The sequence below is a fragment of the Rhodoferax sp. genome, assembly GCF_012927445.1.
Taxonomy (GTDB): domain Bacteria; phylum Pseudomonadota; class Gammaproteobacteria; order Burkholderiales; family Burkholderiaceae_C; genus Rhodoferax.
In genome coordinates this window covers 125,821-150,173 of sequence record NZ_JABBPD010000004.1, presented here as the reverse complement: position 1 = coordinate 150,173, position 24,353 = coordinate 125,821, and the positions used below count along the sequence as shown (strand labels likewise).

24 protein-coding genes are annotated in these 24,353 nt (G+C 61.8%); 4 read left to right on the top strand and 20 right to left on the bottom strand.

The features are described 5' to 3' along the window. Positions 1 to 21 precede the first annotated feature (21 nt). From HHJ17_RS06155 to HHJ17_RS06125, 7 genes are all read right to left on the bottom strand, one after another. Positions 22 to 768 (bottom strand): hypothetical protein, encoded by a 747-nt coding sequence (locus HHJ17_RS06155; protein ID WP_296498993.1) that lies wholly within the window; start codon positions 766 to 768, stop codon positions 22 to 24. An 18-nt stretch (positions 769 to 786) separates the two neighbouring features. Next, positions 787 to 1,347 (bottom strand): hypothetical protein, encoded by a 561-nt coding sequence (locus tag HHJ17_RS06150; RefSeq protein WP_296498991.1) that lies wholly within the window; start codon positions 1,345 to 1,347, stop codon positions 787 to 789. A gap of 12 nt (positions 1,348 to 1,359) precedes the next feature. Then, positions 1,360 to 1,635 (bottom strand): DnaJ domain-containing protein, encoded by a 276-nt coding sequence (locus HHJ17_RS06145; protein WP_296498988.1) that lies wholly within the window; start codon positions 1,633 to 1,635, stop codon positions 1,360 to 1,362. Between the two features lie 199 nt (positions 1,636 to 1,834). Further along, complete coding sequence (locus tag HHJ17_RS06140) at positions 1,835 to 2,638, bottom strand: transferase (RefSeq protein ID WP_296498985.1); 804 nt, start codon at positions 2,636 to 2,638, stop codon at positions 1,835 to 1,837. Continuing rightward, positions 2,617 to 3,405: a fused MFS/spermidine synthase gene (locus HHJ17_RS06135; RefSeq protein WP_296498982.1), complete on the bottom strand. Its 789-nt coding sequence runs from the start codon at positions 3,403 to 3,405 to the stop codon at positions 2,617 to 2,619. The genes HHJ17_RS06140 and HHJ17_RS06135 overlap by 22 nt, the downstream gene beginning before the upstream one ends. Before the next feature lie 19 nt (positions 3,406 to 3,424). After that, positions 3,425 to 5,719, bottom strand: a complete 2,295-nt coding sequence (locus HHJ17_RS06130; RefSeq protein ID WP_296498976.1) for an NADP-dependent malic enzyme — start codon at positions 5,717 to 5,719, stop codon at positions 3,425 to 3,427. Positions 5,720 to 5,758: 39 nt separating this feature from the next. Next, a complete protein-coding gene (locus HHJ17_RS06125) occupies positions 5,759 to 6,568 on the bottom strand; it encodes a hypothetical protein (RefSeq protein WP_296498973.1) in 810 nt (269 codons plus the stop codon). A 182-nt stretch (positions 6,569 to 6,750) separates the two neighbouring features. On the opposite strand from HHJ17_RS06125, the gene HHJ17_RS06120 reads away from it, so the two are divergent. After that, the gene (locus HHJ17_RS06120; protein WP_296498969.1) at positions 6,751 to 6,945 is read left to right on the top strand and encodes a CopG family transcriptional regulator; all 195 of its coding nucleotides are present in this window, start codon (positions 6,751 to 6,753) and stop codon (positions 6,943 to 6,945) included. 106 nt (positions 6,946 to 7,051) lie between these two features. Here the strand turns inward: HHJ17_RS06120 and HHJ17_RS06115 are convergent, their stop codons facing one another. The 5 genes from HHJ17_RS06115 to HHJ17_RS06095 are packed head-to-tail and all read right to left on the bottom strand — an operon-like array spanning position 7,052 to position 10,683. Continuing rightward, positions 7,052 to 7,462, bottom strand: coding sequence for an FKBP-type peptidyl-prolyl cis-trans isomerase (locus HHJ17_RS06115; RefSeq protein ID WP_296498968.1), 411 nt, complete (start codon positions 7,460 to 7,462; stop codon positions 7,052 to 7,054). Positions 7,463 to 7,484: 22 nt separating this feature from the next. Continuing rightward, complete coding sequence (locus HHJ17_RS06110; protein WP_296505258.1) at positions 7,485 to 8,054, bottom strand: NYN domain-containing protein; 570 nt, start codon at positions 8,052 to 8,054, stop codon at positions 7,485 to 7,487. Between the two features lie 32 nt (positions 8,055 to 8,086). After that, positions 8,087 to 8,821: a cytochrome c3 family protein gene (locus HHJ17_RS06105; protein ID WP_296505256.1), complete on the bottom strand. Its 735-nt coding sequence runs from the start codon at positions 8,819 to 8,821 to the stop codon at positions 8,087 to 8,089. Then, positions 8,818 to 9,396, bottom strand: coding sequence for a hypothetical protein (locus HHJ17_RS06100; RefSeq protein WP_296505254.1), 579 nt, complete (start codon positions 9,394 to 9,396; stop codon positions 8,818 to 8,820). The genes HHJ17_RS06105 and HHJ17_RS06100 overlap by 4 nt, the downstream gene beginning before the upstream one ends. Next, positions 9,397 to 10,683, bottom strand: a complete 1,287-nt coding sequence (locus tag HHJ17_RS06095; RefSeq protein WP_296505252.1) for a 2Fe-2S iron-sulfur cluster-binding protein — start codon at positions 10,681 to 10,683, stop codon at positions 9,397 to 9,399. Positions 10,684 to 11,100: 417 nt separating this feature from the next. Here HHJ17_RS06095 and glgP point away from each other — a divergent pair, with 417 nt between their 5' ends. Then, entirely contained in the window at positions 11,101 to 13,239 is a 2,139-nt protein-coding gene (glgP, locus tag HHJ17_RS06090) for an alpha-glucan family phosphorylase (protein ID WP_366557526.1), read from the top strand. Positions 13,240 to 13,322: 83 nt separating this feature from the next. Here glgP and HHJ17_RS06085 read toward each other — a convergent pair whose 3' ends face one another. The 4 genes from HHJ17_RS06085 to HHJ17_RS06070 are packed head-to-tail and all read right to left on the bottom strand — an operon-like array spanning position 13,323 to position 16,518. After that, positions 13,323 to 13,769: a rhodanese-like domain-containing protein gene (locus HHJ17_RS06085; RefSeq protein WP_296505250.1), complete on the bottom strand. Its 447-nt coding sequence runs from the start codon at positions 13,767 to 13,769 to the stop codon at positions 13,323 to 13,325. A gap of 25 nt (positions 13,770 to 13,794) precedes the next feature. After that, on the bottom strand, positions 13,795 to 15,081 hold the full coding sequence (locus HHJ17_RS06080) for an MFS transporter (RefSeq protein WP_296505748.1): 1,287 nt from the start codon (positions 15,079 to 15,081) through the stop codon (positions 13,795 to 13,797). Between the two features lie 11 nt (positions 15,082 to 15,092). Beyond that, entirely contained in the window at positions 15,093 to 15,848 is a 756-nt protein-coding gene (locus HHJ17_RS06075) for an MBL fold metallo-hydrolase (protein WP_296505248.1), read from the bottom strand. Between the two features lie 16 nt (positions 15,849 to 15,864). Beyond that, positions 15,865 to 16,518, bottom strand: coding sequence for a metalloregulator ArsR/SmtB family transcription factor (locus tag HHJ17_RS06070; RefSeq protein WP_296505246.1), 654 nt, complete (start codon positions 16,516 to 16,518; stop codon positions 15,865 to 15,867). A 96-nt stretch (positions 16,519 to 16,614) separates the two neighbouring features. Here HHJ17_RS06070 and HHJ17_RS06065 point away from each other — a divergent pair, with 96 nt between their 5' ends. Beyond that, the gene (locus HHJ17_RS06065; RefSeq protein ID WP_296505245.1) at positions 16,615 to 17,169 is read left to right on the top strand and encodes a restriction endonuclease; all 555 of its coding nucleotides are present in this window, start codon (positions 16,615 to 16,617) and stop codon (positions 17,167 to 17,169) included. A 176-nt stretch (positions 17,170 to 17,345) separates the two neighbouring features. Beyond that, the gene (locus HHJ17_RS06060) at positions 17,346 to 18,209 is read left to right on the top strand and encodes a methyltransferase domain-containing protein (protein WP_296505244.1); all 864 of its coding nucleotides are present in this window, start codon (positions 17,346 to 17,348) and stop codon (positions 18,207 to 18,209) included. A gap of 10 nt (positions 18,210 to 18,219) precedes the next feature. Here HHJ17_RS06060 and HHJ17_RS06055 read toward each other — a convergent pair whose 3' ends face one another. The 4 genes from HHJ17_RS06055 to HHJ17_RS06040 are packed head-to-tail and all read right to left on the bottom strand — an operon-like array spanning position 18,220 to position 24,257. Further along, a complete protein-coding gene (locus tag HHJ17_RS06055) occupies positions 18,220 to 19,482 on the bottom strand; it encodes a putative Na+/H+ antiporter (protein WP_296505243.1) in 1,263 nt (420 codons plus the stop codon). 10 nt (positions 19,483 to 19,492) lie between these two features. Continuing rightward, a complete protein-coding gene (locus tag HHJ17_RS06050; RefSeq protein WP_296505242.1) occupies positions 19,493 to 21,271 on the bottom strand; it encodes a glycoside hydrolase family 15 protein in 1,779 nt (592 codons plus the stop codon). Then, positions 21,268 to 22,020, bottom strand: a complete 753-nt coding sequence (gene otsB, locus HHJ17_RS06045) for a trehalose-phosphatase (RefSeq protein WP_296505239.1) — start codon at positions 22,018 to 22,020, stop codon at positions 21,268 to 21,270. Before otsB ends, HHJ17_RS06050 begins: the two co-directional genes overlap by 4 nt. Beyond that, a complete protein-coding gene (locus HHJ17_RS06040; RefSeq protein WP_296505238.1) occupies positions 22,017 to 24,257 on the bottom strand; it encodes a trehalose-6-phosphate synthase in 2,241 nt (746 codons plus the stop codon). Before HHJ17_RS06040 ends, otsB begins: the two co-directional genes overlap by 4 nt. Positions 24,258 to 24,353: the final 96 nt, after the last annotated feature.

Sequence of the window (24,353 nt, the reverse complement as noted above, 5' to 3'; positions counted from 1 at the left end):
TCGTGCTGGCTGAACCGGGGCCTAGATTGCGGACTCTTCGTCCGACTCCCGCGCGGCCGGCGTGGCTTTGCCGCGATCGGTGTCGCCGGTTTCGACCTTGCCGTCATCCTCGTCCAATTCTTCGTCCGTACCCAAGCCGGCCTCGAAGGCACGCGCTTTGGCCCGCAGCACCAGCAGCATTTCAATGAAGAGGTCGGGGCACTGGTAGCGCAGAATCCAGGCGAGCTCCATCCAGTCCTGGTCGGCCACTTCGTCTTGCTCCAGGCTCGGCTTGACATAGGCCGAGGCCAGCAGGGCGGTTTCGGACAGCATCTCGCCGTCGTCTTCGACCGTGTCAAACGTGCCGGTGCGGGCAAAGGCCTCGATGCGGCTCCATTTTTCTTCAAAATAGTCAGCCAGCGCTTCGCTGCCGCCATCCAGATCGCCGATGGCGTTCATGAACTCAACCGGATCAGCGTCATCCCGGAAAATAATCGAGTTGAGCATGCCGCGCAGGTGGGTGCGGGTCAAGTCTTTGTATTGCTTTTCAATCACCACGGCGCGGGCGAACTGTTCGGGCGTGACCATCAGGTTGATGACCGACTCTTTGGAGTTGTCGTATTCCCGAATGATGGCCAAAATGTCTTTCGGCGGCAGTTGCTCCAGCACCACCATCAGCGCAGCGTCGCCTTCTGTGTCGGCCAACTCGACCAAGGCGAACTCGGCCCCGACGATATCGCCAGCGGCAATCAGGCTTTGGGTTTTTGCGATGAGGGCAAGGGTGTTCATCAGGGCGTCCTTTTCTGTTTATCGGTCTTTGCGGTCAAAACCTTGTTCGACCATCCAGTCGGCGCCCGCATCTTCGCGGAGGCGGGCTGCTTGTTCTTCCTCGGCATCCTGTTCGTCCAACCGATCATCGCCTTCTTCGTCGCCGTCTTCCTCCTCGTCGTCATCGGTGTCCTGGACGGCTGGCTTGGGGTCCGGCTTGCCGAACATGTATTCCAGACCCGCGGCGACCGTCATGAACCACGCGCCTTGGGGTTCTTTCAGAATCGTCGTGCTCAAGTCTTTGGCCCACGGGGTCAGTTGTGCCGCGTCGGCCAGGGAATCCCATTCTGGCAATTCATCCGACTCAAAACTGATCAGGTTGTCCATCACCGCGGGTAACTTGAAGCTAAAGCCCTGGTGGAAGAGCACCGCCACCATCTCGGGGCTGAGTTCGATCATTTGCAGCAAGAAGCCGAGTTCTTTGCGCCGATCCGCCAACCGCTGGCGCAGCACGTCCCGTCCTTCAGAGTCAAAAGTCAGGTCGTCGATCTCAGCCTCGTAAGCCGAGCGCAACTGAATGAAAAAGGGTGAAATTGTCATGGCGCGTGGCTCTTAAAGTAAATGGTTGAAGTAGTTTTGCCAAATCTCGCGCGCTGTCTCGATCGGGCTGTCGAGCAGGTTGCGGCGGCGGTTGTCGTCGTAGGTTTGGCGTTTGGCCGCATCAGAGAGCACCTCGTAAGCCTCTTGCACCGCCCGAAAGCGTTCAGGCGCGTCATTAGCGGCATTTCTGTCAGGGTGGTGGAGTGCCGCTTTCTGACGGAATGCCTTCTTGATATCGGCCAGCGTCGCATCGCTGCCAAGCCCGAGGGTTGCGTAGTGGTCTTTCATGCGTTTTTTGGCTGTTAGTGTGGCAAGGTTCGGGAAGGTTCAACCGTCTTGTCACAATTTTGGATCGGGTCAAGTGCTTCGTTTTTCCTGGCGCCCGGTTGGCGATGGGCCTTGGGCGGTCCAGGCGAAGTGTTGCGGGCTTGATTATGCACGGCGCTATATACCGCGGTCATCCTCGACGGGGCTGAACTGGCGCGATTTACAGGGACATACAAACGCCTTGATCCAGCGGCTCCCGGCTTGCCATGAGCGGCAAAATTCGCTGGAACTCTGTTGTTAACTGGGCCCGGGCGTTCTCGGAGTGATGGCCCAGACTCTCCCGCAGGCTCATCCCTGAGGCTGCCATCGGCAGGCGCTTGCCGGCAAAGAGGATGCTGTTGTTTCTGTCGATGACGTCGACGGCCACGGCATGGCCATTGAATACCTGGTCAATCCGAGCGGTGAACTCGGCGTGCTCCGGGTGCGCCGTGTCGAGGTTGACGGCCAGCACGCTGCTGGCCGTCATGATGCGGCGACAGTGTTCATAGAACCCCAGGGTGCACAGTTGCACGGACAGCCCTTGCTCGTCAAAGCCATCCACCAGGATGACATCAAACCCTGGTGGCGCATCGCGCACAAAATGGACGCCGTCCGCACACACCACACGCAAGCGCGCATCATCGTCGGGAATCAAAAACTGCTGGCGCATGGCGATGACGTGCGGGTTGATCTCCACCACCGTGATGCGAGTTTGCGGCAGATGCTGGTAGCAGAACTTGGCAAGTGAGCCGCCGCCCAGGCCGATCATCAAGATATGCACCGGATGGGGCTGGACCAGTAAAAAACCCATCATGGTCTTCGTGTAGGCAACTTCCAGGTCGAAGGGCCGTTGGCAGCACATCATGCTTTGCACCCCGTGCGGGGTGAACTGCAAGGAGCGGGTGACCTGATCGTCGTGAACAAACGGGAGACTGTGTGGTCCGGATTCAGAAAAAGCGGGCATCAGGATTTTGGATTTTGCCAATCCCAGGCGATTTTCTGAAACACCGCTTTCAGCGATTTCAGGTGGTCCAACGCAAAATACTCGGCATCGATGTTTTTACGCATGCCCTGCGCTGATATTGGGATGTTTTTTCCGGCAAAAACAATGGTGTTGCCGTCCTTGTTGGCCGCCACCTCCGCGGTGTTGCTGTCAAACGATCGATTAATGCGGTCCACAAACAGCTCATAGGTGAGGTGGTAGGCATGCAGGTTGACCGCCATGACCCCTTGATCCATCAGCACCCGGTTGCAGTTCTCATAAAAGCGCTGTGACCCCAATTGGGGTGCCTGACCCTGTTGGTCATAGCCGTCCACCAGCAGCACATCAAACTCCGCGTCGGCATCGCGAACGAAATCGGCGCCGTCGGCCTCGATCACCTTGAAACGTTCGTTGTCATCGGGCACCAGAAAATCTTTGCGCAAGGCAATCACATGGGGATTGATTTCCACCACCGTGATTTTTGTTTCCGGAAGATGGCGGTAGCAAAACTTGGCCAGACTCCCGCCGCCCAAGCCGATCATGGCAATGTGCTTGGGGCGACGATTGAGCAGCAAAAAACCCATCATGGTCTTGGTGTAGTCAAGTTCCAGTTCATCCGGCCGACTCGTGCACATCCTGCTTTGCAATTGATCGATGGAGAAATGCAAAGATTTGCTGTTTTTTTCTTCATAAATGAAGGGCACAGCATGCTGGGGGCGGGCGGAGTCGCAGTGTTCTGACATGGGGATCTGGATTAAACGGGTGGGCATCAGCAAGGTTTCTTAAGCCTTAACGCGGTGCATTGACCTCGGCCACGGTCAAGGCGGTCATGTTAACCAGGCGGCGTACCGTGGCGGCGGCCGTCAGAATATGAATCGGTTGGGCCGCCCCTAACAAAATGGGACCGATCGAGATGCCCCCGCCCGCTGCGGTTTTCAGCAGGTTGTAGGAGATGTTGGCGGCGTCCAGATTCGGGAAAACAAGCAGATTCGCTTCTCCCGTCAAGGTGCTGTCGGGCATGAACTTTTCTCTTGAAGCGGCGTCCAGCGCGATGTCGCCATGCATCTCGCCGTCCACCTCCAGCCAGGGGGCCTGTTCCCGCACCAAGGCCAGCGCTTCGCGCATCTTGAGGGCCGACGGTTGTTGGCTGGAGCCAAAGTTGGAGTGCGATAGCAAGGCCGCTTTGGGCTGCACGCCAATGCGCAGCATCTCCTGCGCCGCCAGCACCGTGATCTCGGCAATCTGTTGGGCACTGGGGTCGTAGTTGATATGGGTATCGACCAGAAAAACCTGGCGGCCGGGCAGTATCAAGCCGGTCAGGCAGGCATAGGTGTTGACGCCGGCCGACTTGCCGATGACCTGATCGACATAGTTCAGATGCAGGGACGTGGTGCCCCAGGTGCCGCAAATCACGCCATCGACCTCGCATTTTTTAAGCAGCATGACCGCGATCAGGGTCAGGCGCCGCCGCATTTCGATCTTGGCGATCTGCTCGGTGGTGCCCAGGCGCGCCGTCAGCTGGTAATAGGTTTGCCAGAAATCTTGGTAGCGCTCGTCTTGTTCGACGTTGACGATGTCGTAATCCAGGCCTTGCTTCAGGCGCAGCCCAAACTGCGCAATGCGCTGGGCGATGACGGCCGGGCGTCCAATCAGCGTCGGACGCGCCAAGCCTTCATCCACGATGATCTGGCAGGCCCGCAGCACGCGTTCCTCTTCCCCTTCGGCGTAGGCCACACGTTTTTGCAGCGCTCTTTTGGCCGCGGCAAAAATGGGCTTCATCAGGGTGCCGGAGGCATAGACAAAAGCCTCCAGTCGTTCCCGGTAGGCGGCCATGTCCGTGATCGGTGTCAGGGCCACGCCCGATTTCGCCGCCGCCTCGGCGACGGCCGGTGCGATGCGTGTCATCAAGCGCGGATCGAACGGGCGCGGGATCAGGTAGTCCGGCCCAAACGCCATTTGCTCACCCGCATAGGCCGCGGCGACCACGTCATTTTGTTCCGCATGCGCCAGTTCGGCGATGGCGTGCACGGCCGCAATTTCCATCTCCAGCGTGATGGTGGTGGCGCGTGAGTCCAAAGCGCCGCGGAAGATATAGGGGAAGCACAGGACATTGTTGACCTGGTTCGGATAGTCCGCGCGCCCGGTCGCCATGATGGCGTCTGCCCGGACGGCCCGGACTTGCTCCGGGGTGATCTCGGGCGTTGGGTTGGCCAAGGCAAACACCAGCGGTCGTGCCGCCATTTTTTGCACCATCTCAGGCTTGAGCACGCCGCCCGCTGACAGGCCCAGGAAGATATCGGCGCCTTCAATGATGTCGCCCAGGGTGCGCGCGCTCGTTGGCTGGGCGTACGCCAGCTTGTCTGCGTCCATCAGCTCGGTGCGGCCCTGGTACACCACGCCGGCCAGGTCGGTGACAAAAATGTTTTCACGCGGAATGCCCAGCTTCACCAGCAAGCCCAGGCAGGCCAGGGCGGCAGCACCGGCACCCGAGGTCACCAGTTTGATCTTCTTGGGGTCTTTGCCTGCCACCTTCAAACCGTTCAGGATGGCGGCGCCGACCACAATGGCCGTGCCATGCTGGTCATCGTGAAACACCGGAATGTTCATGCGTTCGCGTAATTTGCGTTCCACATAAAAACAGTCCGGCGCCTTGATGTCTTCCAGATTGATGCCGCCAAACGTCGGCTCCAGCGCGGCAATGATGTCCACCAGTTTGTCGAGGTTCGGCTCATCAATCTCCAGATCGAACACATCAATGCCGGCGAACTTCTTGAACAGGACCGCCTTGCCCTCCATCACCGGCTTGGCCGCCAGCGGGCCGATGTTGCCCAGCCCCAGCACGGCTGTGCCGTTGGTGATGACAGCCACCAGATTGCCGCGGCTGGTGTATTTGAAGGCGGCGTTCGGGTCTTTGACGATTTCTTCGCAGGGCGCCGCCACGCCGGGCGAGTAGGCCAGGCCCAGGTCATGCTGGTTCACCAGCTGCTTGGTGGCGGCAATCGCCAGCTTGCCCGCTATCGGGTGTTCGTGGTAGTCAAGCGCGGCTTGACGAAACTGTTCATTTTTTGTTTGCTGATCCGACATGGGTACTTGTCTTTCTGCCGCTTGAGCGGCGCGTAATGTTCAGGCGTCTTCGGACACCAAAGCCAACAGGGCGGTGCGAATCAGCTCAAATTCCAGGCTGCAAATGGTGACGCTCTTGCCCATGAAGATGGGCTGCTCAGCGTTCAGACCGGGCATCACCAGCAAAGCGTGCTGCCAGTTGGCGTCTGCTTGACTCATGCGGTCCATGGCGAGAATCCCGCATTGAATGACATCGGTACGGGGAATTTTTTCGAGGAGGCTGACGCGAATGGACCGTCCGTTGGACAAATACACCGTGGCGACATCCCCGATGTCGGTGTCGGCCTCCAGCAAATCCATCTGGCCGCTCTTGAAATTGGCGTCTTCCTTGAGCAGCCGCTTGATGGTTTGCGCCAGACATTGCCGTGCAACTTCCTCGATCAAGGCCGCGTCTGGCACCAGGGCCTGTCCTAATCCGTCCATGCCCAGGGTCAGGTCGGAGGCGTCGTAGCGGGTGCAACTCAGCCCCCATTCGGGCTCGGCTTCACAGGCCTGCTGCACCTGTGCGGTGGCTTGTGCGCCATAGCAAACAGAATCGAGCCATTCCATGGAGCGCTCGAAGGCATCCACCATGTCAACCGCATCCGGGAATTTCTTGATAAAGGGCTGGGGGTCGAGCACGCCTGCACGCTTGCGCAGCAGTGGGCTGGCCAGATGAACATGGTTTTGCTCATTCCAGATGGCGGCGCAGGTTCGACTGCCATTGCATCCGGCCGGCTGGAACTGGATCAGGCTGAAACCACTGGTCTGGCTTGCTTTGCCGCAGGGGGCAGGCTGGCCACCGGTTTGTTTAATTCTTCGCCGCTGCATCTAAAACCCTCCAGTCAGACGGTGATCTGCACGGGTCGATGACATGGCCATCATGGCCACCTCGCTCGGATGTGGCCCTGCAATGATGTGTAAGGGTGCAGTTACGTCTAACAATATTCTCATTGTAATCGCTTGAAACACATCTAGAATGTTAATCAAATTAACATACTGAAGCAAAAGCGATGGAACTTAAAACTGCACGATTGACTTTGTTGATTGATCCGGCCAAGAAAAAGGCCTTTGAGACGCTGTGCGCGCGGCAAGATGTGACGCCGTCCCAGGTGGTGCGACGTTTGATTCGCGACTATTTGATCCAGCACGGCGTGGAGTTCATTCCGAGCGGCTCGGCCAAGATGGCCGACGCCAGCGAGGCGTAATCAAGCCGGCCGGTGATATTTGAAACCCAGGCGGCTGCAGCGGCCTGGCTGGCGGTTAATTTATAAGAAAATGGCCCGCAGCCGCCGTCCGTCCTGCGTAACTAGCTCACTTTTCTATAGCGAGCAACTCGACCTCAAACGTCAGCGTCGCGTTGGGCGGCACTGCGGCGCCGGCACCCCGGTCGCCATAGGCGGTGGCCGGCGGGCAGGTCAGTGTTGCCTTGCCGCCCACTTTGATTTTTTGCATGCCTTCGGTCCAGCACGGCACGACCCGGTTCAGGGGAAAGGTGGCGGGGGCATTGCGTTTGTAGGAACTGTCGAACTCCTTGCCGTCGGCCAAGGTGCCACGGTAATGCACTTTGACCGTATCGCTGGCTTTGGGGTTGGCCCCGGTGCCCACGGTGGTGTGAACAATCTTCACGCCGGAGGGCAGGGTTTCCGTATTGGTCGCAGCGATGGCCGCGGTGGAAAAGACCAATGTGGTGGCGAGGGCGAGGAGTGTGGAGGTGGATTTCATGCCCGTAGTTTACGGCGCCGGCTCAGCGCCCCCTGACGTCTTGCTCATCGGCCGCAACGGCGGTTTCGACCAGATTTTCATAGTAGCGAAACTCATGGCAGCTCTTGGCCCAGTGCTGGTTGGTCGACTTGCGGTCGCCCACCCCAATCAGGGTTCGCCCTGCCGCCTTGATTTTTTGTGCGACCGGCATGAAGTCGCTGTCGCCGCCAACGATCACGATGGTGCCGATGTGCGCAAACCGGCCCATGTCCTCAAACGCATCGAGACACAGCTTGATGTCGGCGCCATTCTTGGCCGACGCCCCCGGCGGAAACAGTTGAATGAGGTCGATCGCGCCCTGCAGCAAGGCATCCCGGTAGCGCCCGAAAAACTGCCAGTTGCAATAAGCCCGATTGATGGCAATCGGGCCGAACGAGGCGGCCAGATCGATGATGGCCTGCACATCAATCAGGGGCTCTTGCGCCTTGAAGCGGCCATCCGGTTTGTTGTAGGAGCCTTCGCCCAGACGCGCTTCCGAAAGACTGGCGTGAAGATTTTCGAAGTCCCAATAGAGCGCGACTGCTTTATTTTCTATGCTGTTGTTGCTGTTCAAAGTGTCGTCCTGGCGAGTGATGGTGACGTATGCTAATCGTTCTCCTTGCGCTTATCCCGCGCTCGTCCTTCGCCGCCTCGGATGTCATTCTCGTCCGCACTGCGGTGGCACTCAACGCAATCGTCAAACTTGCTGATGCCTTCCTCGATGTGCTTGCGGCGAATATTGGCAGTCGTGTGTTCATGGCAGCCGTAGCAGGTGTAGCTGCTGTAGTCGTTGCGCACATGGCAGGTGACGCAGCGGATGTTGTGATCGCCGTCCAGCACAAAATACTTGTCGTGGTCGAAGGTGGCCGGTGTCCACTTTTCCTGCGTGTGGCACTGGGCGCAGTTGCCGCTGATCTGCTGGTGCAGCGAGTCGGTGGGCGACTTGTGGCAGGCCTGGCATTCGTTGCGTGTTTCTTTTTTCAGCAAGGTGTGGTTGAAACGGCCTTGCACCACGAAGCGTTTCACGCCCGCATGGTCGCTGTGGCACGCCACGCAGTCCTCACTGATCAGCTTCTGGTGAAACGGAGTCGAGGTGAGCGGTTTGCTGATGGCGGCACCGGCGGTGGTGATGCGACCGATGTCAGCGGGCTTGTGACAACTCACGCATTTGGTGGAACTGGCGCCGGTAAAGGGCGCATGGCAGGCAAAGCAATCGCCCTCCAGTCGTTTGTGGCCAGGGATCAGCTTGCCGGGGCCTTCCATCAGGTTGGGGTAGACAAAGGCCAGCACCGCCAGCGCGAGCAGGTTGAGGAGCAGGATGATCTTGAGAAGTCGACTCATACCCAGCCCCAGAACAAAAAGATGCTGACGATGTGGCCCAGCGCCAGGACGGCAAAAACGATGAAGATCGGGATATGCACCTTGCGCCACTGGGCCATGGCGTCCAGGGTTACCGCATCCCAGAACACCGCTTGCTCGACCTCGGGCCTGGAGAGGCCGCGCAGCTGAAAATGCTCGCGCTCACTCTGCACATGGCGGCGCGAACGGTTCAGCAGCATCTTGCCGACCATGCCGCTCACCACATTTACACCCATGGCAACCGTGGCCAGCCAGGGCAGTATGGCGTTGAAGTGCACGCCGGCGTGAATCAGCACCATCAAGGAGCCGAGCCAGGCGCTGAACTCGTGCATTTTCAACAGGGTTTGCGGGTCGCCCATGGTGACGTACTTGCGCTTGCGCAGTGAATAGTAAAGAGAGCCCATGATCAGCAGCGTGCCCGGAATTCCCATGTAGCGGCCGACCCACACCAGATTGAGCCGATGCAGGACATAGTCGCCCGCCAGGGTCGCGGCGGCGAGCAGGCCCAACAGCAGGGTGAAGGGCAAAACATGCTGGCGCCAAAGCGAGATTTTCATTTACAACTCCAGGGTCACGCTGGTCTTGGGCGTGCAGACGCAAAGCAGGCAACTGCCCGGCTCAGGATCGTACTCCGGCAGCTGGCGGTAAGCCACCTCACCGGTGCGGATCGTCGCCTGACAACTGCCGCAGCCACCGGCACGGCAGCCGGAGTTGACCGCAATGCCATTTGCCTCGGCAAAATCAAGCAGGTTGCCGGCTGCCGGCTGCCATGGCAACTGCTTGCCCGACTTGGCGAAGGTCACAACGAGGGCGCTGTTCGTCCCATTCGTCACCCCGGCTGGCGCGGCCGCCAGCAAGGCTAGTGCCGATTTTTTACGCGGGATGGAGGCTGGGCCAAACGCTTCAAAGTGGATGCGCGCCTCCGGCACGCCCCAGTCTTCCAGCGCCGGCACCAGACTCTCCAGCATCGGTGTCGGTCCGCAAATGTAGAAGTGATAGGGCTTGAGCGGCAATTGCCGGCGCAACAGGTTCACATCGATCCGGCCCTGGTGCTGGTAGTCGTGCCCCGGAACATCATCGGCCTGGGGCTGGCTGAAGCAAACCTGCAAATGAAAGTTTGGATGTTGGGCGGCGAGGGTTTCCAGATGCGCTTGCATCACCAGTTCGTGGCCATGGCGTACGCCTAAGAACAGCCAGATTTCACGCCCGGGCTGCTCGGTCAGACACCAGTTCAGCATGCTCAGCATGGGCGTGATGCCGATGCCGCCACCGATCAGCACCACCGGCGCATCGCTGCGGTCGATATGGAAATGCCCGGTGGGAGCGCGAACCTGCAACAGGCTGCCCGCCGCCACATGGTCATGAAAGAAGTAGGAGGCGCGCCCTGGCGGAACCTGGCAGTTGTTGGGCGGCGGCGCACGCTTGATCGAGACCCGGTAACTATTGGGATGCGGCGCATCCGACAACGAGTAGCAGCGGAGGGTTGCTTCGGCACCGCCGGTCGCGGTCGGCAGGTCCAGGCGAAAGGTCAGAAACTGGCCCGGCAGAAATGGAGGCAGTGTTTGCCCATCTTCCGGCACGAGGTAAAACGAGCAGATCGACTGCGCCGCATCCTCCATGACGCGGCGCTCAACCCGGAAGTTGCGCAAGCCAGTCCATGCGGGCGTGACGGTCTCGGGCGCCGTTTGGGCGACATAGGGCTTCACCGGCATATCCAGCTCCGCCGCACTGGTGCGCAAGGCCAGATAGTCCTGCCAATGGCGCCAGAAGCCGACGCCCAGATAGATCGCCAGTTGCAACAGGATGCCTCCGGTAATCCAGAGCAGCAGATAGAGTGAAGTCATGTTGGCAAGGCGCGCGGGCGGTCGAAATACATTGAATCCCTGCGGGTCAAAGAGGATAAATTTACACCGCTATCCTTAGTTCATCCTTAACGCAGGTCAGAAGAGTGACAAGGCGTCAAGCCTTGTTGTTGGTATCAAATCAGCCGCTAGCCCTCGTTCCGTCTGCGTGAGTCGCTATTAAAAATATAGTGCATGACGCCAGCGGCTGGCGGTTGGTTCGCGGCATTGAAATTTGCAGGGTGGGCCGCTCCCGCGTGCCCGTCAGTGACTTTCATCAAATCTCGGCCCGGGCGGCACCTGAATAATCAGCTGGTCAGTGCGTTGTCACGGTCAAGCTGTTTGGGCCTTTTGACGTTGCGGGTTGAGCCTGCCATGGCCGGCGGCTGCGGCACATTAACTTTGACATGAGGAGCTGTCATGTACGCTGGAGATCACGACATGGAGCGGGCGGTGGCAGAACTGGCGGGGCTGCTTCCCGCGCCGTTGCGGCCGCTGGCGCGCGTGGTCTACAACTACCGCTGGTCCTGGACGGCTGATGGTGCCGCCATGTTCGAAACGATTGATCCGGAGCGCTGGGCGCGGACCGGACACAACCCCAGGCGCCTGCTGACCGAAACCCACCACTCGATGCTGGAGCGCGCCGCCGAAGACACGGGCTTCGTTGGCTGGGTCGAGCGGCTCGCGGCCGAACTTGCGGCAGACCGGGCGCGCGCCTCGCTGGACGGGCCGATCCGACCGGAGCACCCGGTGGCCTTCTTGTGTTGCGAGTTTGGGGTGCATGGCTCGTTGTCCATCTACGCGGGCGGCCTCGGCGTGCTCGCGGGCGACATGCTGAAAGAAGCCGCCGACCTCGCGCTGCCGATGGTGGGCGTCGGCCTGATGTACCGCACCGGCTACTTTCACCAGCGTATCGACCTCACCGGCTTCCAGCACGAGTACTGGCTCGATGTCGACCCCGAGCGGCTGCCGTGTGTGAAGGTCACTGGCGCCGATGAGCGGCCGGTCAGCGTCTCGGTGCCGATTGGTAACGAAAACGTGACGGCGCATGTGTGGCGGGTGGATGTGGGGCGCGTGCCGCTGTATCTGCTCGACACCGATCTGCCTGAGAACAGCCAGCTGGGCCGCTGGATCACCTCGCGGCTGTACGAGAGCAACCGTGCGATCCGGCTGGCCCAGTACGCGATGCTTGGCGTTGGCGGGGTGCGGGCCTTGCGTGCGCTGGGTTTGGCGCCTTGCGTCTACCACCTGAATGAAGGGCATCCGGCGCTGGGCGTGTTCGAACTGCTGGCGCAGGTGCAAGCTCAAACGCCGACCGGTCTGGAGACGGAGGCCGCCTGGCAACAGGTGCGTGATCAGGTGGTGTTCACGACCCATACGCCGGTGCCCGCCGGCAACGAAACCTATGAACGCAGCGAGGTGCTGGCGATGTTCGGCCGCATGGCCGATGTGCTCAGTGACCGCGAGCGCTTTCTGGCCATGGGGCGCATCGATCCCGGCAATCCGGCGCAGCCGACGGGGATGACGGCGCTGGCCTTGCGCACCAGTCGCCAGGCCAATGCCGTCAGCCAGCGGCACGGTCAGGTCGCGCGCGCCATGTGGCAGCCGCTGTTCCCGGGCCGTGCGGTGGAGGCGGTGCCGATTACCCACATCACCAACGGCGTGCATGTGCCCACCTGGCTGCAGGGTCCGATGCGCGAATTGCTCAACCGCCACCTCGGCGAAGGCTGGTTAAACCGGGCCGACCAGCCGGCCACCTGGGCCCCGGTGCGTGACATTCCGGCGTCGGAGTTGTGGGCGGCGCGTGGCGCGGCGCGCCGGCAGTTGGTGGACATGATCGCGCGGCGCGCCACCAGCGACCGGCTGAGTCGCAGCGAGCCGCTTGACTACGCCGTGGCCGGCGGTGGCTTCGATCCGGAGCGACTCACGATCGGCTTCGCCCGGCGTCTCGCCACCTACAAACGTCTGCACCTGGTGGCCCTTTTGCCGGAGCGGGCGCTGGCGCTGATCGGCGGCGCGCAGCCGGTGCAATTTGTCTTCGCCGGCAAAGCGCATCCCGATGACATTGCCGCGAAAGACGTGGTGCGCCAGGTGTTCGCCCTGAAGCGCTCGCCCGGTGTGGCCGGACGGGCGGCGTTTCTGGAAGACTACGACATTCCTCTGGCCGGACAACTCGTGGCCGGCTGCGATGTCTGGATCAATGTGCCACGGCCGCCGAACGAGGCGAGCGGCACCAGCGGTATGAAGTCCTGCCTGGGCGGTGGCCTGCAACTGTCGGTGCTGGATGGTTGGTGGGCCGAGGCCTATGACGGCACCAACGGCTGGGCCATCAACGGCGATGTGGACGCCGACACGCCGGTGCAGGACCAGCGCGATGCGCGCGCCCTGTTCGACCTGCTGGAGCACGAGGTACTGCCGATGTTCCACGAGCGCGATCTTGGGGGGGTGCCGCAGCGCTGGGTGGCGATGATGCGGCGCAGCCTGCTGACCAATGGCCCGCGCTTCTCGGCGACACGAATGCTGCGCGACTACGTCGATCGGCTGTATCGGCGTGATTGAGGCATTAAATTAGCCTCTAGCCCTCATTGAATAAGGGTTGATAGCTATTTAAAACAGAGCAAAAAAACGTTCAGCCGACCGCGTTACTTGCGTGCCTGCCACGCGCCAAAGCCACCATGCAGGAGGCGCACGTTCTCGAATCCGTCCATGCGCAAAGCCATGGCGACCTGGCCTGAGAATGAGCCGGTGTTGCAGTAGAGCAGGATGGTTTTGTCCTTGGGCAGCTTGGCGCGTTCGCTGAAGACCTTGCGCCACTCGATGTTGACCGCGCCGGGGATGTGCTCCTTGGCATATTGCCCGGCATCGCGCACATCCAGCAGGTAAAACCGTTTCCAGTCCTCGGCCGGAATCTGCTCGGCCATGATGGTGCCGCTGTTGTAGTCCGCAAAATCGAAGTACGCCGCCACCGCCTCGGTGGTGGCCTTGTCCATCTGGGCCTGGGCGGCCATGGGGGTGAGGGCGGATGCGGCGACCAAAGCGGCGGCGAACGCGACGCCGCGGGAGGCGCGGATAAAGCAAGTGAATTTCATGGGTTGTCTCCTGTCAAGTGGTTATTTAATTTGAGTGCGCCGGGTTGAGGCGCGGGTGGGTTTCCTCACCCCAGTGGTAGAGCACGGCGCCGGACAGCAGCATGGCCAGCGCCACGAACCAGAAGGCGCTCTCGATGCGCCCACCCAGCGCGGCGGCGGCGCCCAGGCCCAGCGCGCCGATGCCATAGCCGAGGTCGCGCCAGAAGCGGTAGATGCCGATCGCGGACGCCCGCCAGCTTGGGTGCGCAATATCGGCGACGGCCGCGCTCAGGTTGGGGTACAGCATCGCCATGCCCAAGCCGGCAATGGCGGCGGACAGGCTCCACCAAGCGGCACCAGATCCGAATGGCATCAAGGCCACGCCGGCGCCGCAAATCCACATGCCCCAGGCGTTCAGCAGGTGCCGGCCGACCCGGTCGGACAGTCGCCCGGTAAAGAACTGGGCGCCACCCCAGGTGAAGCCGTACACGCCCACAATCCAGCCGATGCCGGGCAGGCCGACGCCCTGCTGGTGCAAATAGACCGGCCAGAACACCCAGACCAGCGCGTCCACAAACTTCTCCACCAGACCGGCCTGGCACAGCGCCGCCATGCGGCGGTCGCGCCAGCTCATGAGGGCAAACATCTCGCCGGTGCTGGGCTGCGCGCTGACGTTGGCCGGGTAGCGCGGACGATAGGCCTGGGCCGCCGGGTTGGCCGCATGGCGCTTGACTTCGGCATGGGCCCACGGCAGCGTCTCTTTCACGGCCAGCCAGACCAGCAGCGTCGCCAATCCGATCACGGCGCTGCCAAACCACAGCAGGCCAGCGCGCGGACCCAGCAGGGAGGCGGCATAGCCCGTGATGACACCCGCGATCGCCACGCCCAAATAGCCAGAAAACTCGTTCAGCCCAATCACCAGGCCACGTTGATCAGGTCGGGTGAGATCGAGCTTGGCGGTCTGCGTCATCGACCAGGTCAGGCCCTGGTTCACGCCCAGCAGAACGGTCGCCAGCACGATCCAGCTCCACGAGCTGGCGAAGTAGATCAGAGCCGGAACCGGCAGCGCCACCAGCCAGCCCAGCAGCAGCACCCGCCGGCGGCCGAGGCGCTCGGCCAGCCGACCGGCGACGAAGTTCATGCTGCCCTTCACGAACCCGAAGGCCACGACAAAGGCCACCAGCAGCATGAAGGAGCCCCGGGGGACGCCAAACTCGGTCTCCGCCAAGGCCGGCACCACGGTGCGCATCATGCCAAGGGTCATGCCGACCAACAGCACTTGCAATAAGTGCTGCAGGACCTGGCGCAGGTTGACGCGAATGCCGTAGTCCATCGGTCGCGCCTTCACGCGTGCGCGAGAGCAGGGACGCCGCCGCGCAGATTGGCCTCGACCATGCGCGCCATGTCTTCGGGCGGCGGCGCGATATCGGCGGTCAACGTTTCGACAAAGGCCGCGCGCGACATCGACAGCATCGGGTTGAAACGTTTCTCAAAACCGAGGGTGGACGCCGGCTTGCCGGACAGGCCGACGCCGCAGGCACTGCCGGCCTGGTGACCGGGGTAAATTTCAAGCTCCGCCGGCAAGGTCAATAGCTTGCTGTGCAGCGTGTCGTGGAGCTGTGCTGCCATTTCGCGCTCGCGTCCCGCCAGGTCGGGCCGCCCGACGGCGCCGACAAACAGGGTGTCGCCGGTGAGGACAAACCACGGCTCGTCGCCGCGCCGCAGATCGCGCACCAGCAGGCAGACGCTGTCGGGCGTGTGGCCTGGCGTGTGCAGCACATCGACCACCACGTTGCCCGCCATCAGGCGCTGGCCATCGCGCAAGGCGGCGAAGTCAAACGACACGCGCCCGCGGTTGCTCTCGTGCAGGCCATACGATGCGCCGACCCGGCGCGCCAACTCGGGCCCGCCCGAGTAATGATCCGCGTGCACATGGGTGTCGATGACCTGGGTGATCACGGCACCGGCGTTGTCGGCTTGCTGGATGAACCAGTCCTCGTCGCCCGCGACCACATCGACGGCAAAGGCTTGCGCCAGGCTGGCACAACCGAACAAGTAGGACAGCGTCGCGTTGTCGGCGGCGCGTTGTTTGAAAAACATGGTGGTCTCCTGGCGTTTATGTTTCGAGCGGCAGCCCATGGGCGCGCCACTCCGCCACGCCATCGGTCAAGTGGAAGGCGCGGTAGCCTTTTTTTTGCAGCAGCTCGACCGCATCCTTGGCCATCAGACAGAAGGGGCCGCGGCAATAGGCGACCACCGGCGTGTCTTTGGGCAACTCGGCCAGTCTTTGTTTGAGCTCGTCCAGCGGCAGCGAGCGGGCGTGCGGCAGGTGGGCGCTGGCGTACTCGTCCAGCGGGCGAACATCCAGCACCAGAACTTCCCCCGCCTGGGCTTTTCTGAGAATGCTGTCCCGGTCCAGGCTTTCGAGATCGTCGCCATGCGCCACGATGGACGCCAGCGCAAGCTGCAGTTCCACCAGGCGTTCCTCGGCCTCGGCGCGCAAGCTCACCCACAGGTTGGCCACGCTGTTGCTCGCCAGCCGGTACAGGACGTACTTGCCGTCTTTGCGGGTTTCGACCAGCCGCGCCAGCCGCAACTCCTTGAGGTGGGCGCTGGCGAGCTTGACGCTGATCTCGGCCTGGGCGGCCAGGATCTCGACCGTCTTTTCCCCCTGGCACAAAAGCTCAATGAGTTCCAGCCGTTTCGGACTGGCCATGGCTTTCCCGATGCGGGCAACTTGTTCGTACAAATGGTTCTTGATGGCTCTCATGCCGACATTCTAATGAATGTTGGAATGTTTGCAAGCCACGTACACTGCGGCTCCGCAATGGTTTGCGCAGAAAGAGGTTGGTACATGAAGTTGAAAATGGCAAAAAATTCCCTGTTTGCAGTGCTGTTGCGTTCGCCGTGGTGGATCAGCATCGGGCTGGTGGCGGCCATTGCGCTGGCCGCGCGCGCCTTGTTGCCGGCACCGTATGTCGTGTTTGGCGTGATCGGTGGGTTTCCCTTTTTGGTCATCGGCCTCATGGTGGCTTGGCGCCAACTGCGCGCGCCCAGTCCGGTCCGGCTGGCCGAGGCGCTGCAGGCGGCGGGCACCATGGCATGGCGCGATTTTTCCAGTGCGGTCGAACAGGGCTTTGCGCGTCAGGGTTACGCCGTGACGCGCCTGAACAGTCCGGCGGCGGAGTTTCAGCTGGACAAGGCCGGCCATAGCACGCTGGTGAGTTGCAAGCGCTGGAAAGCGGCGAGCCATGGGCTGGAGCCGCTGCGCGATCTGGTCGCGGCCCAAGCCGCGCAAGGCGCACAGCACAGCATCTACCTCAGCCTGGGATCGGTGACCGACAATGCCCGCCGTTTTGCGCAGACCCAGGGCATCGTGTTGCTGTCCGAGAACGAGTTGGCGCAGCTTATTGTTGATTAAAACAGGCTGTAGCCCCCGTGCAATATGCGCAAGTAGCTATTAAAAGCAGAGCGGATTAAGCTCTTTGGCGGACTGCTTGACGCCAGTGCCGGGTGACCCCAAGTGACGCCACCGGCTTGCGTGGGCCGGCGTTTGGTAGCAGACTGATACCTCGTGAATTTATCCACGGAGGTTGTATGTCCAGTTTGAGTCCCGAACAAATCAAGGCCGCCACCCGGCAAGCTTGGGAAAAATCAGCCGACGGCTGGAACCGTCAAACCCCGCAGATCCATGCCTGGCTGGCGCCAGCCACCGTCGCCATGCTGGACGGCGCCCACATCAGCGCCGGCATGCGCGTGCTCGACATCGCGGCTGGCGCGGGTGACCAGACGCTGGACATCGCCCGGCGGGTAGGGCCGGGCGGCTCGGTGCTGGCAACGGATATTTCCGAAAGCATCCTGCAGTTTGCGCAAGAGAACGCGCAGCGTGCCGGCTTGGCCAATGTCGAGATCCGCGTAGACGATGCCGAGCATTTGAGCGTGGAAGCCGCAAGCTTTGATGCGGTGGTGTGTCGGCTTGGCCTCATGTTCTGCCCCGAGCCCTTGCTGGCGCTGCGCCAAGCCTACCGCGCTGTGAAGCCGGGTGGGCACGTTGCCGTGCTGGTGTTTTCCGAGCCGCAACACAATCCCTGCATCGGCATCCTGATGTCCACCGCGCTTGAGCATGCGGGGCTGCCGCCGCGTGATCCGTTTCAGCCCGGCAGCTTGCTGAGCCTGGGCAAGCCGGGACTGCTGGAGGCCTTGTTCCGCGAGGCGGGCTTTACCGACGTGACGACGTCGCGCCTCGACGCGCCGTTTCGGCTGCTGTCGGCCGAGGATTACCTGCGCTTCGTGCGCACGTCGGCGTCCCCGATCATGCAGTTGCTGGGCCAGCTTGATGCGGCCGCCCAAGCGGCGGCGTGGGCGGCGATGAAGGACAAGCTGCAGGCCTTTCAGTCACCGAGCGGTTGGGCAGGACCGAATGAGCTGCTGCTGACCCACGGCGCGCGGCCGGCGCAGTGATCCGTTTCTTTTACAGCCAGCGAAACGCGAGCACTGCCACCAGGGTGGGAGGCAGGGCGGCCATCAGCAGTCCGAGCGGGTGAATGGTGCTGTCTTCAAAGCTGCCGCGCAGGATGGACACCCCGGCCGGATTGGGCGCATTGGCGATCACGGTCAAGCCACCGCCCGTGACGGCCCCGGCGACCAGCGCCACCTTGAATTCCTCGCTCAAGCCGTCGACCAGCGAGCCGAGGTAGGTGAGGGCGGCGTTGTCGGTGATGGCAGTCAGCGCGGTGGCGCCGAAGAACACCGCGGTCGAGTCCATGCCCATCAAAATCGGCTCCAGCCACCACTGCTGCAGGCCACCCAGCACCACCAACCCGGCCAGGAAGAACGCCACCAGCAGCGCCTCGCGCAAGATCAGCGGGTTTTGGTATCGCTCGTAAGCGGCGGCAAAGCCCAGGAAAAACAGAAACAGGCCCATGAACACGGCCGGGTGGTGCGCGAACACCACCACGCCCAACAGAAACATCAGGTGCACCAGCACCACAGAAAAGGGAACCGACGGAGCATCATTCGTGCCGCCTGGCTGGCCGACCGATCCCAGTTCACGCCGGAACAGCAACATCGCCACCCCTGCGTTGATGACGACGGCGATCGCCGCCTTCCAGCCGAAGTTGGCCATCATGAACCAGATATCCCAGTTCCATTTGGCCGCCACCATCAGCACCGGCGGCGCCGCAAACGGGGTGAGCGTGCCACCGATGGAGATGTTCACGAACAGCACGCCGATGGTGGCGTATTTCAGCTTGTTGGACACCGGCCCGGCAAACAGCGTGTCGCGCAGCATCAACGCCGCCAGCGTCATGGCGGCGGGTTCCGTGATGAAGGAGCCCAGCAGCGGCACAAACGCCAGCATCAAAAAATACATCGCCATGCCACGGTTCAAGGGCAGGACGCGGGCCATGCCCCGCACCGCCGAGGCCGCGAACTGCAGAATCGGGCGGGTGCCGGCAATGACCATGATGGCAAAAACGAACATCGGCTCGGTGAAGTTGCGCGTATCAAGGTAGGCCGTGGCCTCCTGTTTGCCGCTCACCGCGAACATGAACAGCATCAGAATCATGGCCCAAAAGCCGAATACCACCTCCACTTCGCCCAGCAGATGCCACAGGCCGGCATGGCGCGGCCGGCTGTGTGCCAGGCCCTCAAAGAACTTGGTCGAGAACGTGTGGATCACCGCCATGGCAAACAGCAGCGCACCAATCAGTTGGATGAGTGTTGGATTAGGCATGGGTTAAATTTTAGAAGGCCTGGTCCCAGCGAACTGACAACCGGATCGCAGCGTTGATCAAGCCCACCATGCTGTAGGTCTGTACGAAGTTGCCCCAGTGTTCGCCGTTGTGCAGATTGATGTGCTCCGCCAGCAAGCCGTGGCGATTGCGAGACGCCAACAGTTTCTCAAACAGTTCACGCGCCTCCTTGTGCCGATTCAGCGCGGCCAAGGCGTTGACATACCAAAACGTGCAGACCAGAAAGGCGTTCTCTGGTTCGCCGAAGTCGTCTTTTTCCACGTAGCGGAAAATAAAGTCGCCCCGGCGCAAATCCTTCTCCACGGCATTGACTGTGCTGGCAAAGCGGGGGTCGCTCGCATCCAGAAACCCGATCTCGGCCAGCAGCAGCAGGCTCGCATCCATCGCGTTGCCTTCAAAGGTGGAGACGAAGGCGTTGCGCTCTGCGTTCCAGGCGCGCTGGCAAATGGTGGCGTGAATCTGCTGCGCTTGTTCCAGCCAGTAAGCGGCGCGCTCGGCCAGTCCGAGTTGCCGGGCGATCTTGGCCAAGCGGTCGCAGGCGACCCAGCACATCACGGAAGAGAAGGTATGCACGCGTGCACTGCCGCGCAACTCCCACAGACCGGCGTCCGGCTGGTCATGGCAGCGCCTGGCTTGCTCGCCCAGCGCCTCCAGGCGCCGGAACAGGGCTTCATCACCGCGCCGGGTCAGGCGCTGGTCAAAGAAAATGTGGGCGGCGGCGAGGATCGCGGAGCCATAGACATCGTGCTGTACCTGGCTGTAGGCCTGGTTGCCAATGCGCACCGGCCCCATGCCGCGATAGCCCGCCAGTGCCGGGACTTCCTGCTCAATCAGTTCCGCCCGGCCATCGATGCCGTAGACCGGTTGCAGCGGACCGCCATCGGCATCGGCGGCAATGTTGACGATGTAGGCGAGGTAGCGCTCCATGGTGCGGGTGGCGCCCAGGCGGTTCAGGGCGTTGACGACAAAATAACTGTCGCGCAACCAGCAAAAACGATAGTCCCAGTTGCGGCTGCTGCCGGCCGCCTCGGGGATGGAGGTGGTCATGGCGGCGATGATGGCGCCGGTGTCATCAAAGGCGTTCAGCTTGAGCGTGATGGCGGCGCGAATGACGGCCTCCTGCCACTCAAAAGGAATGCCGAGATTGCGCACCCACTCGCGCCAATACTGCGTGGTTTCTTCAAGAAAACGGCGGCCGACTTCGCCGGTGGCCTCGTGCACGGTTTCGTCCGGGCCCAGCAGCAGGGTGACGGTGTCTTCCAGAAAAAAAGCTGTTTCCTGCATGATCGCGGTGAGCGAGGCATCGGTGGTGAGGCGCAGGGTGAGGGCTGGCGCCATGTAGCGGATGTGGTTACTGCCCCAGGTCATCACCGGGCGCGCCGCGCCGTTGTCGCAGGCCGGGCGCAGGCGCAATGTCAAGCGCGGACTGCCGCTCAGCCGGCGGATGCGGCGCACCAGCATCATGGGTCGAAACATCCGGCCATGCTGGCCGAAACGGGGCGCAAAGTCCGTCACTTCGATTGAGCCGCCCTGGCGGTCGTACAGCCGCGTCACCAGAATGGCCGTGTTCTCCAGGTAGTGCTGCTCGGTGCGTTCGCAATCCGCGAGCTCGACGGCGAAAAAACCGTAATCGTCGGACTCCTTGAGCAGGGTGCAGAACACCGGGTCGCCATCAAAGCGGGGAAAGCAGCCCCAGGTGATGTTGGCCCGCGCATCAATCAAGGCGCCCACCGTGCAATTGCCAATCAAGGCGAGATCAAGAGTTTTCATGCCGTTCCTTTCAGGGCTTCGCCCAGCCAGTGATGTACCGCTGCCACGTCGGGCAGCCGAAAACGCGCGCAACTGACGCCTTTGCCGACCTTGATCGAAATCCCGTCCAGCTTGTTGACCTCGGCGAAACCGTGCTCGTCATTCAGATCGTCACCGATGAAAACCGGTCGCCGGTCCTTGAAGGGGGCCTCGGCCAGGTACTCGGCCACCGCCGTGCCCTTGTCGATGCCGGCCGGTTTGATCTCGACCACGTACTTGCCGCGTTGCAGCTCCAGCCCTTGCTCCGGTGCATTGGCGAAGCGGCCCATGAACCGATGTACATAGCCGGCAAGCCGGGGGGCCAGCCGATAGTGCAGTGCCAGCGTCAGCCCCTTGTCTTCCAGCAACAGGCCGGGATGGCGCGCCAGCACCGGCGCCAGCGCTTCCTTGATGGCGCTCTTGGTGGCGGGTGGGGCGGCGTGAATCCACAGGCGCCCGCTGCTGTCGCGCCGCTCCAGCCCGTGCAGTCCGGCCAGCGGCAACTGCGGCAGCTTGATGCGGCTTTGCAGATCGGCAATCATGCGGCCGCTGACCAGGGCCATGGCACCACCACTGGCCCGATGCAGATTCTCAATCAGGTCCAGCAGCGTCTGGTCCACCAGCACGGCCTCCGGCGTGTCGGCGATGTTGATCAAGGTGCCATCAACATCGAGAAAATAAGCCCAGTTCAGGCTGGGTGCGGGAGGACGACCGGGACGCGTTATTTTCATAAGTTAGAGGTTCCTGGTTTGTCATTGAGCCGACTGCGCCGGCGCATAGCGGCCGCATCCAGCAGCATGCGGCCTGCCCAGCGGAAGACGTTGAACTCAGCCACCAGGCCGCGCATCAAGCGCATGCGGTCGCGTTGTTCGTTGGCTGACATCGTCAGCGCCAGGTGCAGCGCGGCCGCACACTGGTCGGAATCGTAGGGGTTGACGATCAAGGCCTCCGGCAATTCCCGGGCGGCCCCAGTGAACTCGGAGAGGATGAGGACGCCGCGCTCATCGTCGCGGGCGCCGACAAACTCCTTGGCCACCAGGTTCATGCCATCGTGCAAGCTGCTGACAAAGCAGAGATCGGCGGCACGGAAATACTCGTAAACCTCCTGCGGCTCATGGTGTTCAACCTTGAGCACAATCGGTGGCGGTCCCTGGCGCCCAAAGCGGGCATTGATGCGCGCGGCCATGGCCCGGACCTGCACCTCGTGATGCTGGTATTCGTCGATGCCCGAGCGCGTCGGGGCCGCGATCTGGATGAACGTGAAGCGACCGATCCAGTCCGGATTCAACTCCAGCAGACGCTCGATCGCCCGAAAGCGTTCCACGATGCCTTTGGTGTAATCCAGCCGATCAACGCCGATGCCGATTTTGTGTTCCTGCGGCAGGTCGTTTATCTGGCGGATATTGCTGCGGCACTCCGGCACCGGTTTTTGCATCATCTCCGCGTCTGGCGGCCAGGCGATCGAAATCGGATACCGACGCACCGCGGTGGACTTGCCGCCAAAGGAGACATTGAAGGATTCCCGGTCCACCCGGGCCTCCAGAAAGCGGTCCACCGTATCGACGAAGTTGTTGCAATGGAACTGGGTGTGAAAGCCCAGAATGCTGCTGCCGAGCAGCCCCGCCAACACCTCTTCGCGCCAGGGACAGATGGCAAAGGACTCCGGGTTGGGCCATGGGATGTGCCAGAACGTGATGATGGTGGCGTTTGGCAGTTCTTCGCGAATCATCTGCGGCAACAGTGCCAGGTGATAGTCCTGCACCAGCACGATCGGGTCTTTTGTTTTGGACTCGCTCACCACCGCCTTGGCAAACTTGCGGTTGACCGCCACGTACTGGGCCCAGTCGCTGGAGCGGAAGGTGGGGCGCACATGGGCGATGTGGCACAGCGGCCAGAGCCCCTCGTTGGCAAAACCATAGTAGTAGCCGGCTTCTTCCTCGGCAGTCAGCCAGACCCGGCGCAATTGGTAGGCCGGCTTGTCGGGTGGCACGGCGACACAGTCGTTTTTGTCGACGACATCGTGGTCGGCCGAGCCGCTGCCGTGGGCGATCCAGGTGCCGGAGCAGGCGCGCATGATCGGCTCCAGTGCCGTCACCAGCCCGCTGGCCGGCCGCTGAACTTCGATCCGTTCGCCACGGCGTTGGTGGCTGTAGGGCTCGCGGTTGGACACGACGATCACGTCCTCGCCACTGAGTTCGCCACGCAGGATGGTGCGCAGGGCCTCGGGCGTCCAAGTGACCTGGCTCTCATCCCGGGCCCGCGTCTCCGACTCCAGTTCGTGAATCAGTCGCTGCAGGTCGCGGGCAATGGGCTTGAACCCGGGCGGACTGGGCGGTTGTTGTTTTTCTTCTTGCTCCGGTTTCCGCAGGATGCCCTCGCCACGCAGCAAGGAGCGCATGCCCGCCATCCAGCCGCGCCACGAGAGTTGGGCGATGATCACCGTGATCAGCGAAACCACGGCCCCCAGCGCCATAAAGACGTAGAACAGGTAGCGTTTGGTTTCCTCGCTGCGGCGGGTGACGAAGCTCATGTCATGCACCACGATGAGCCGGCCGGTGGCGGTTATCTCGCTGGTCATCGGCTTGATGGAGACGTGCAAGGGTCCGAGGGCGCTTGGCAGCAGGTGGTTAGCGGCGCCTTCCCAGCGGTACAGATTGGCACAACTGATCTCGGCCGGAAACGAGCGGCTGGCCAGGACGGCGCCGGTTGGGTCGGCACAGTAGCCGACCGCATAGAGGCGCTCGTTTTCAGCAATGCGGTTGAAAAAGTCCTTGGTCTTGGCTTTGCGGCCGGCCAGGAGTTGTTCTTGCAGCGGTTCCTGGATGGTGCTGGAGATCAGCGTGGAGCGGATTTCGATATCCCGAATAAACCAGCCCAGCGTCAACTTGTCGACCAGCGGTGCGACCGCGTAGGCAATGCCCGCCAGAACCAGTAACAGGGGTAAAACGAAGCGTAATGAGAGTCTCATACAGTAACCTTTCGAGACCAGTTGACCTCAAGAATGGAACAAGATTGTGGACAAAGATGTCTCTGTTCACAACCGACCGACGAAACAAGGCTCGTT

Coding starts and splice junctions, on each gene's coding strand:
- HHJ17_RS06040 (WP_296505238.1), bottom strand. CDS start 24,257: ATGAGACTCTCATTACGCTTCGTTTTACCCCTGTTACTGGTTCTGGCG.
- glgP (WP_366557526.1), top strand. CDS start 11,101: ATGTACGCTGGAGATCACGACATGGAGCGGGCGGTGGCAGAACTGGCG.
- HHJ17_RS06060 (WP_296505244.1), top strand. CDS start 17,346: ATGTCCAGTTTGAGTCCCGAACAAATCAAGGCCGCCACCCGGCAAGCT.
- HHJ17_RS06055 (WP_296505243.1), bottom strand. CDS start 19,482: ATGCCTAATCCAACACTCATCCAACTGATTGGTGCGCTGCTGTTTGCC.
- HHJ17_RS06130 (WP_296498976.1), bottom strand. CDS start 5,719: ATGTCGGATCAGCAAACAAAAAATGAACAGTTTCGTCAAGCCGCGCTT.
- HHJ17_RS06125 (WP_296498973.1), bottom strand. CDS start 6,568: ATGCAGCGGCGAAGAATTAAACAAACCGGTGGCCAGCCTGCCCCCTGC.
- HHJ17_RS06135 (WP_296498982.1), bottom strand. CDS start 3,405: ATGCCCACCCGTTTAATCCAGATCCCCATGTCAGAACACTGCGACTCC.
- HHJ17_RS06085 (WP_296505250.1), bottom strand. CDS start 13,769: ATGAAATTCACTTGCTTTATCCGCGCCTCCCGCGGCGTCGCGTTCGCC.
- HHJ17_RS06115 (WP_296498968.1), bottom strand. CDS start 7,462: ATGAAATCCACCTCCACACTCCTCGCCCTCGCCACCACATTGGTCTTT.
- HHJ17_RS06155 (WP_296498993.1), bottom strand. CDS start 768: ATGAACACCCTTGCCCTCATCGCAAAAACCCAAAGCCTGATTGCCGCT.
- HHJ17_RS06095 (WP_296505252.1), bottom strand. CDS start 10,683: ATGACTTCACTCTATCTGCTGCTCTGGATTACCGGAGGCATCCTGTTG.
- HHJ17_RS06120 (WP_296498969.1), top strand. CDS start 6,751: ATGGAACTTAAAACTGCACGATTGACTTTGTTGATTGATCCGGCCAAG.
- otsB (WP_296505239.1), bottom strand. CDS start 22,020: ATGAAAATAACGCGTCCCGGTCGTCCTCCCGCACCCAGCCTGAACTGG.
- HHJ17_RS06105 (WP_296505256.1), bottom strand. CDS start 8,821: ATGAGTCGACTTCTCAAGATCATCCTGCTCCTCAACCTGCTCGCGCTG.
- HHJ17_RS06100 (WP_296505254.1), bottom strand. CDS start 9,396: ATGAAAATCTCGCTTTGGCGCCAGCATGTTTTGCCCTTCACCCTGCTG.
- HHJ17_RS06065 (WP_296505245.1), top strand. CDS start 16,615: ATGGCAAAAAATTCCCTGTTTGCAGTGCTGTTGCGTTCGCCGTGGTGG.
- HHJ17_RS06075 (WP_296505248.1), bottom strand. CDS start 15,848: ATGTTTTTCAAACAACGCGCCGCCGACAACGCGACGCTGTCCTACTTG.
- HHJ17_RS06150 (WP_296498991.1), bottom strand. CDS start 1,347: ATGACAATTTCACCCTTTTTCATTCAGTTGCGCTCGGCTTACGAGGCT.
- HHJ17_RS06050 (WP_296505242.1), bottom strand. CDS start 21,271: ATGAAAACTCTTGATCTCGCCTTGATTGGCAATTGCACGGTGGGCGCC.
- HHJ17_RS06070 (WP_296505246.1), bottom strand. CDS start 16,518: ATGAGAGCCATCAAGAACCATTTGTACGAACAAGTTGCCCGCATCGGG.
- HHJ17_RS06145 (WP_296498988.1), bottom strand. CDS start 1,635: ATGAAAGACCACTACGCAACCCTCGGGCTTGGCAGCGATGCGACGCTG.
- HHJ17_RS06080 (WP_296505748.1), bottom strand. CDS start 15,081: ATGGACTACGGCATTCGCGTCAACCTGCGCCAGGTCCTGCAGCACTTA.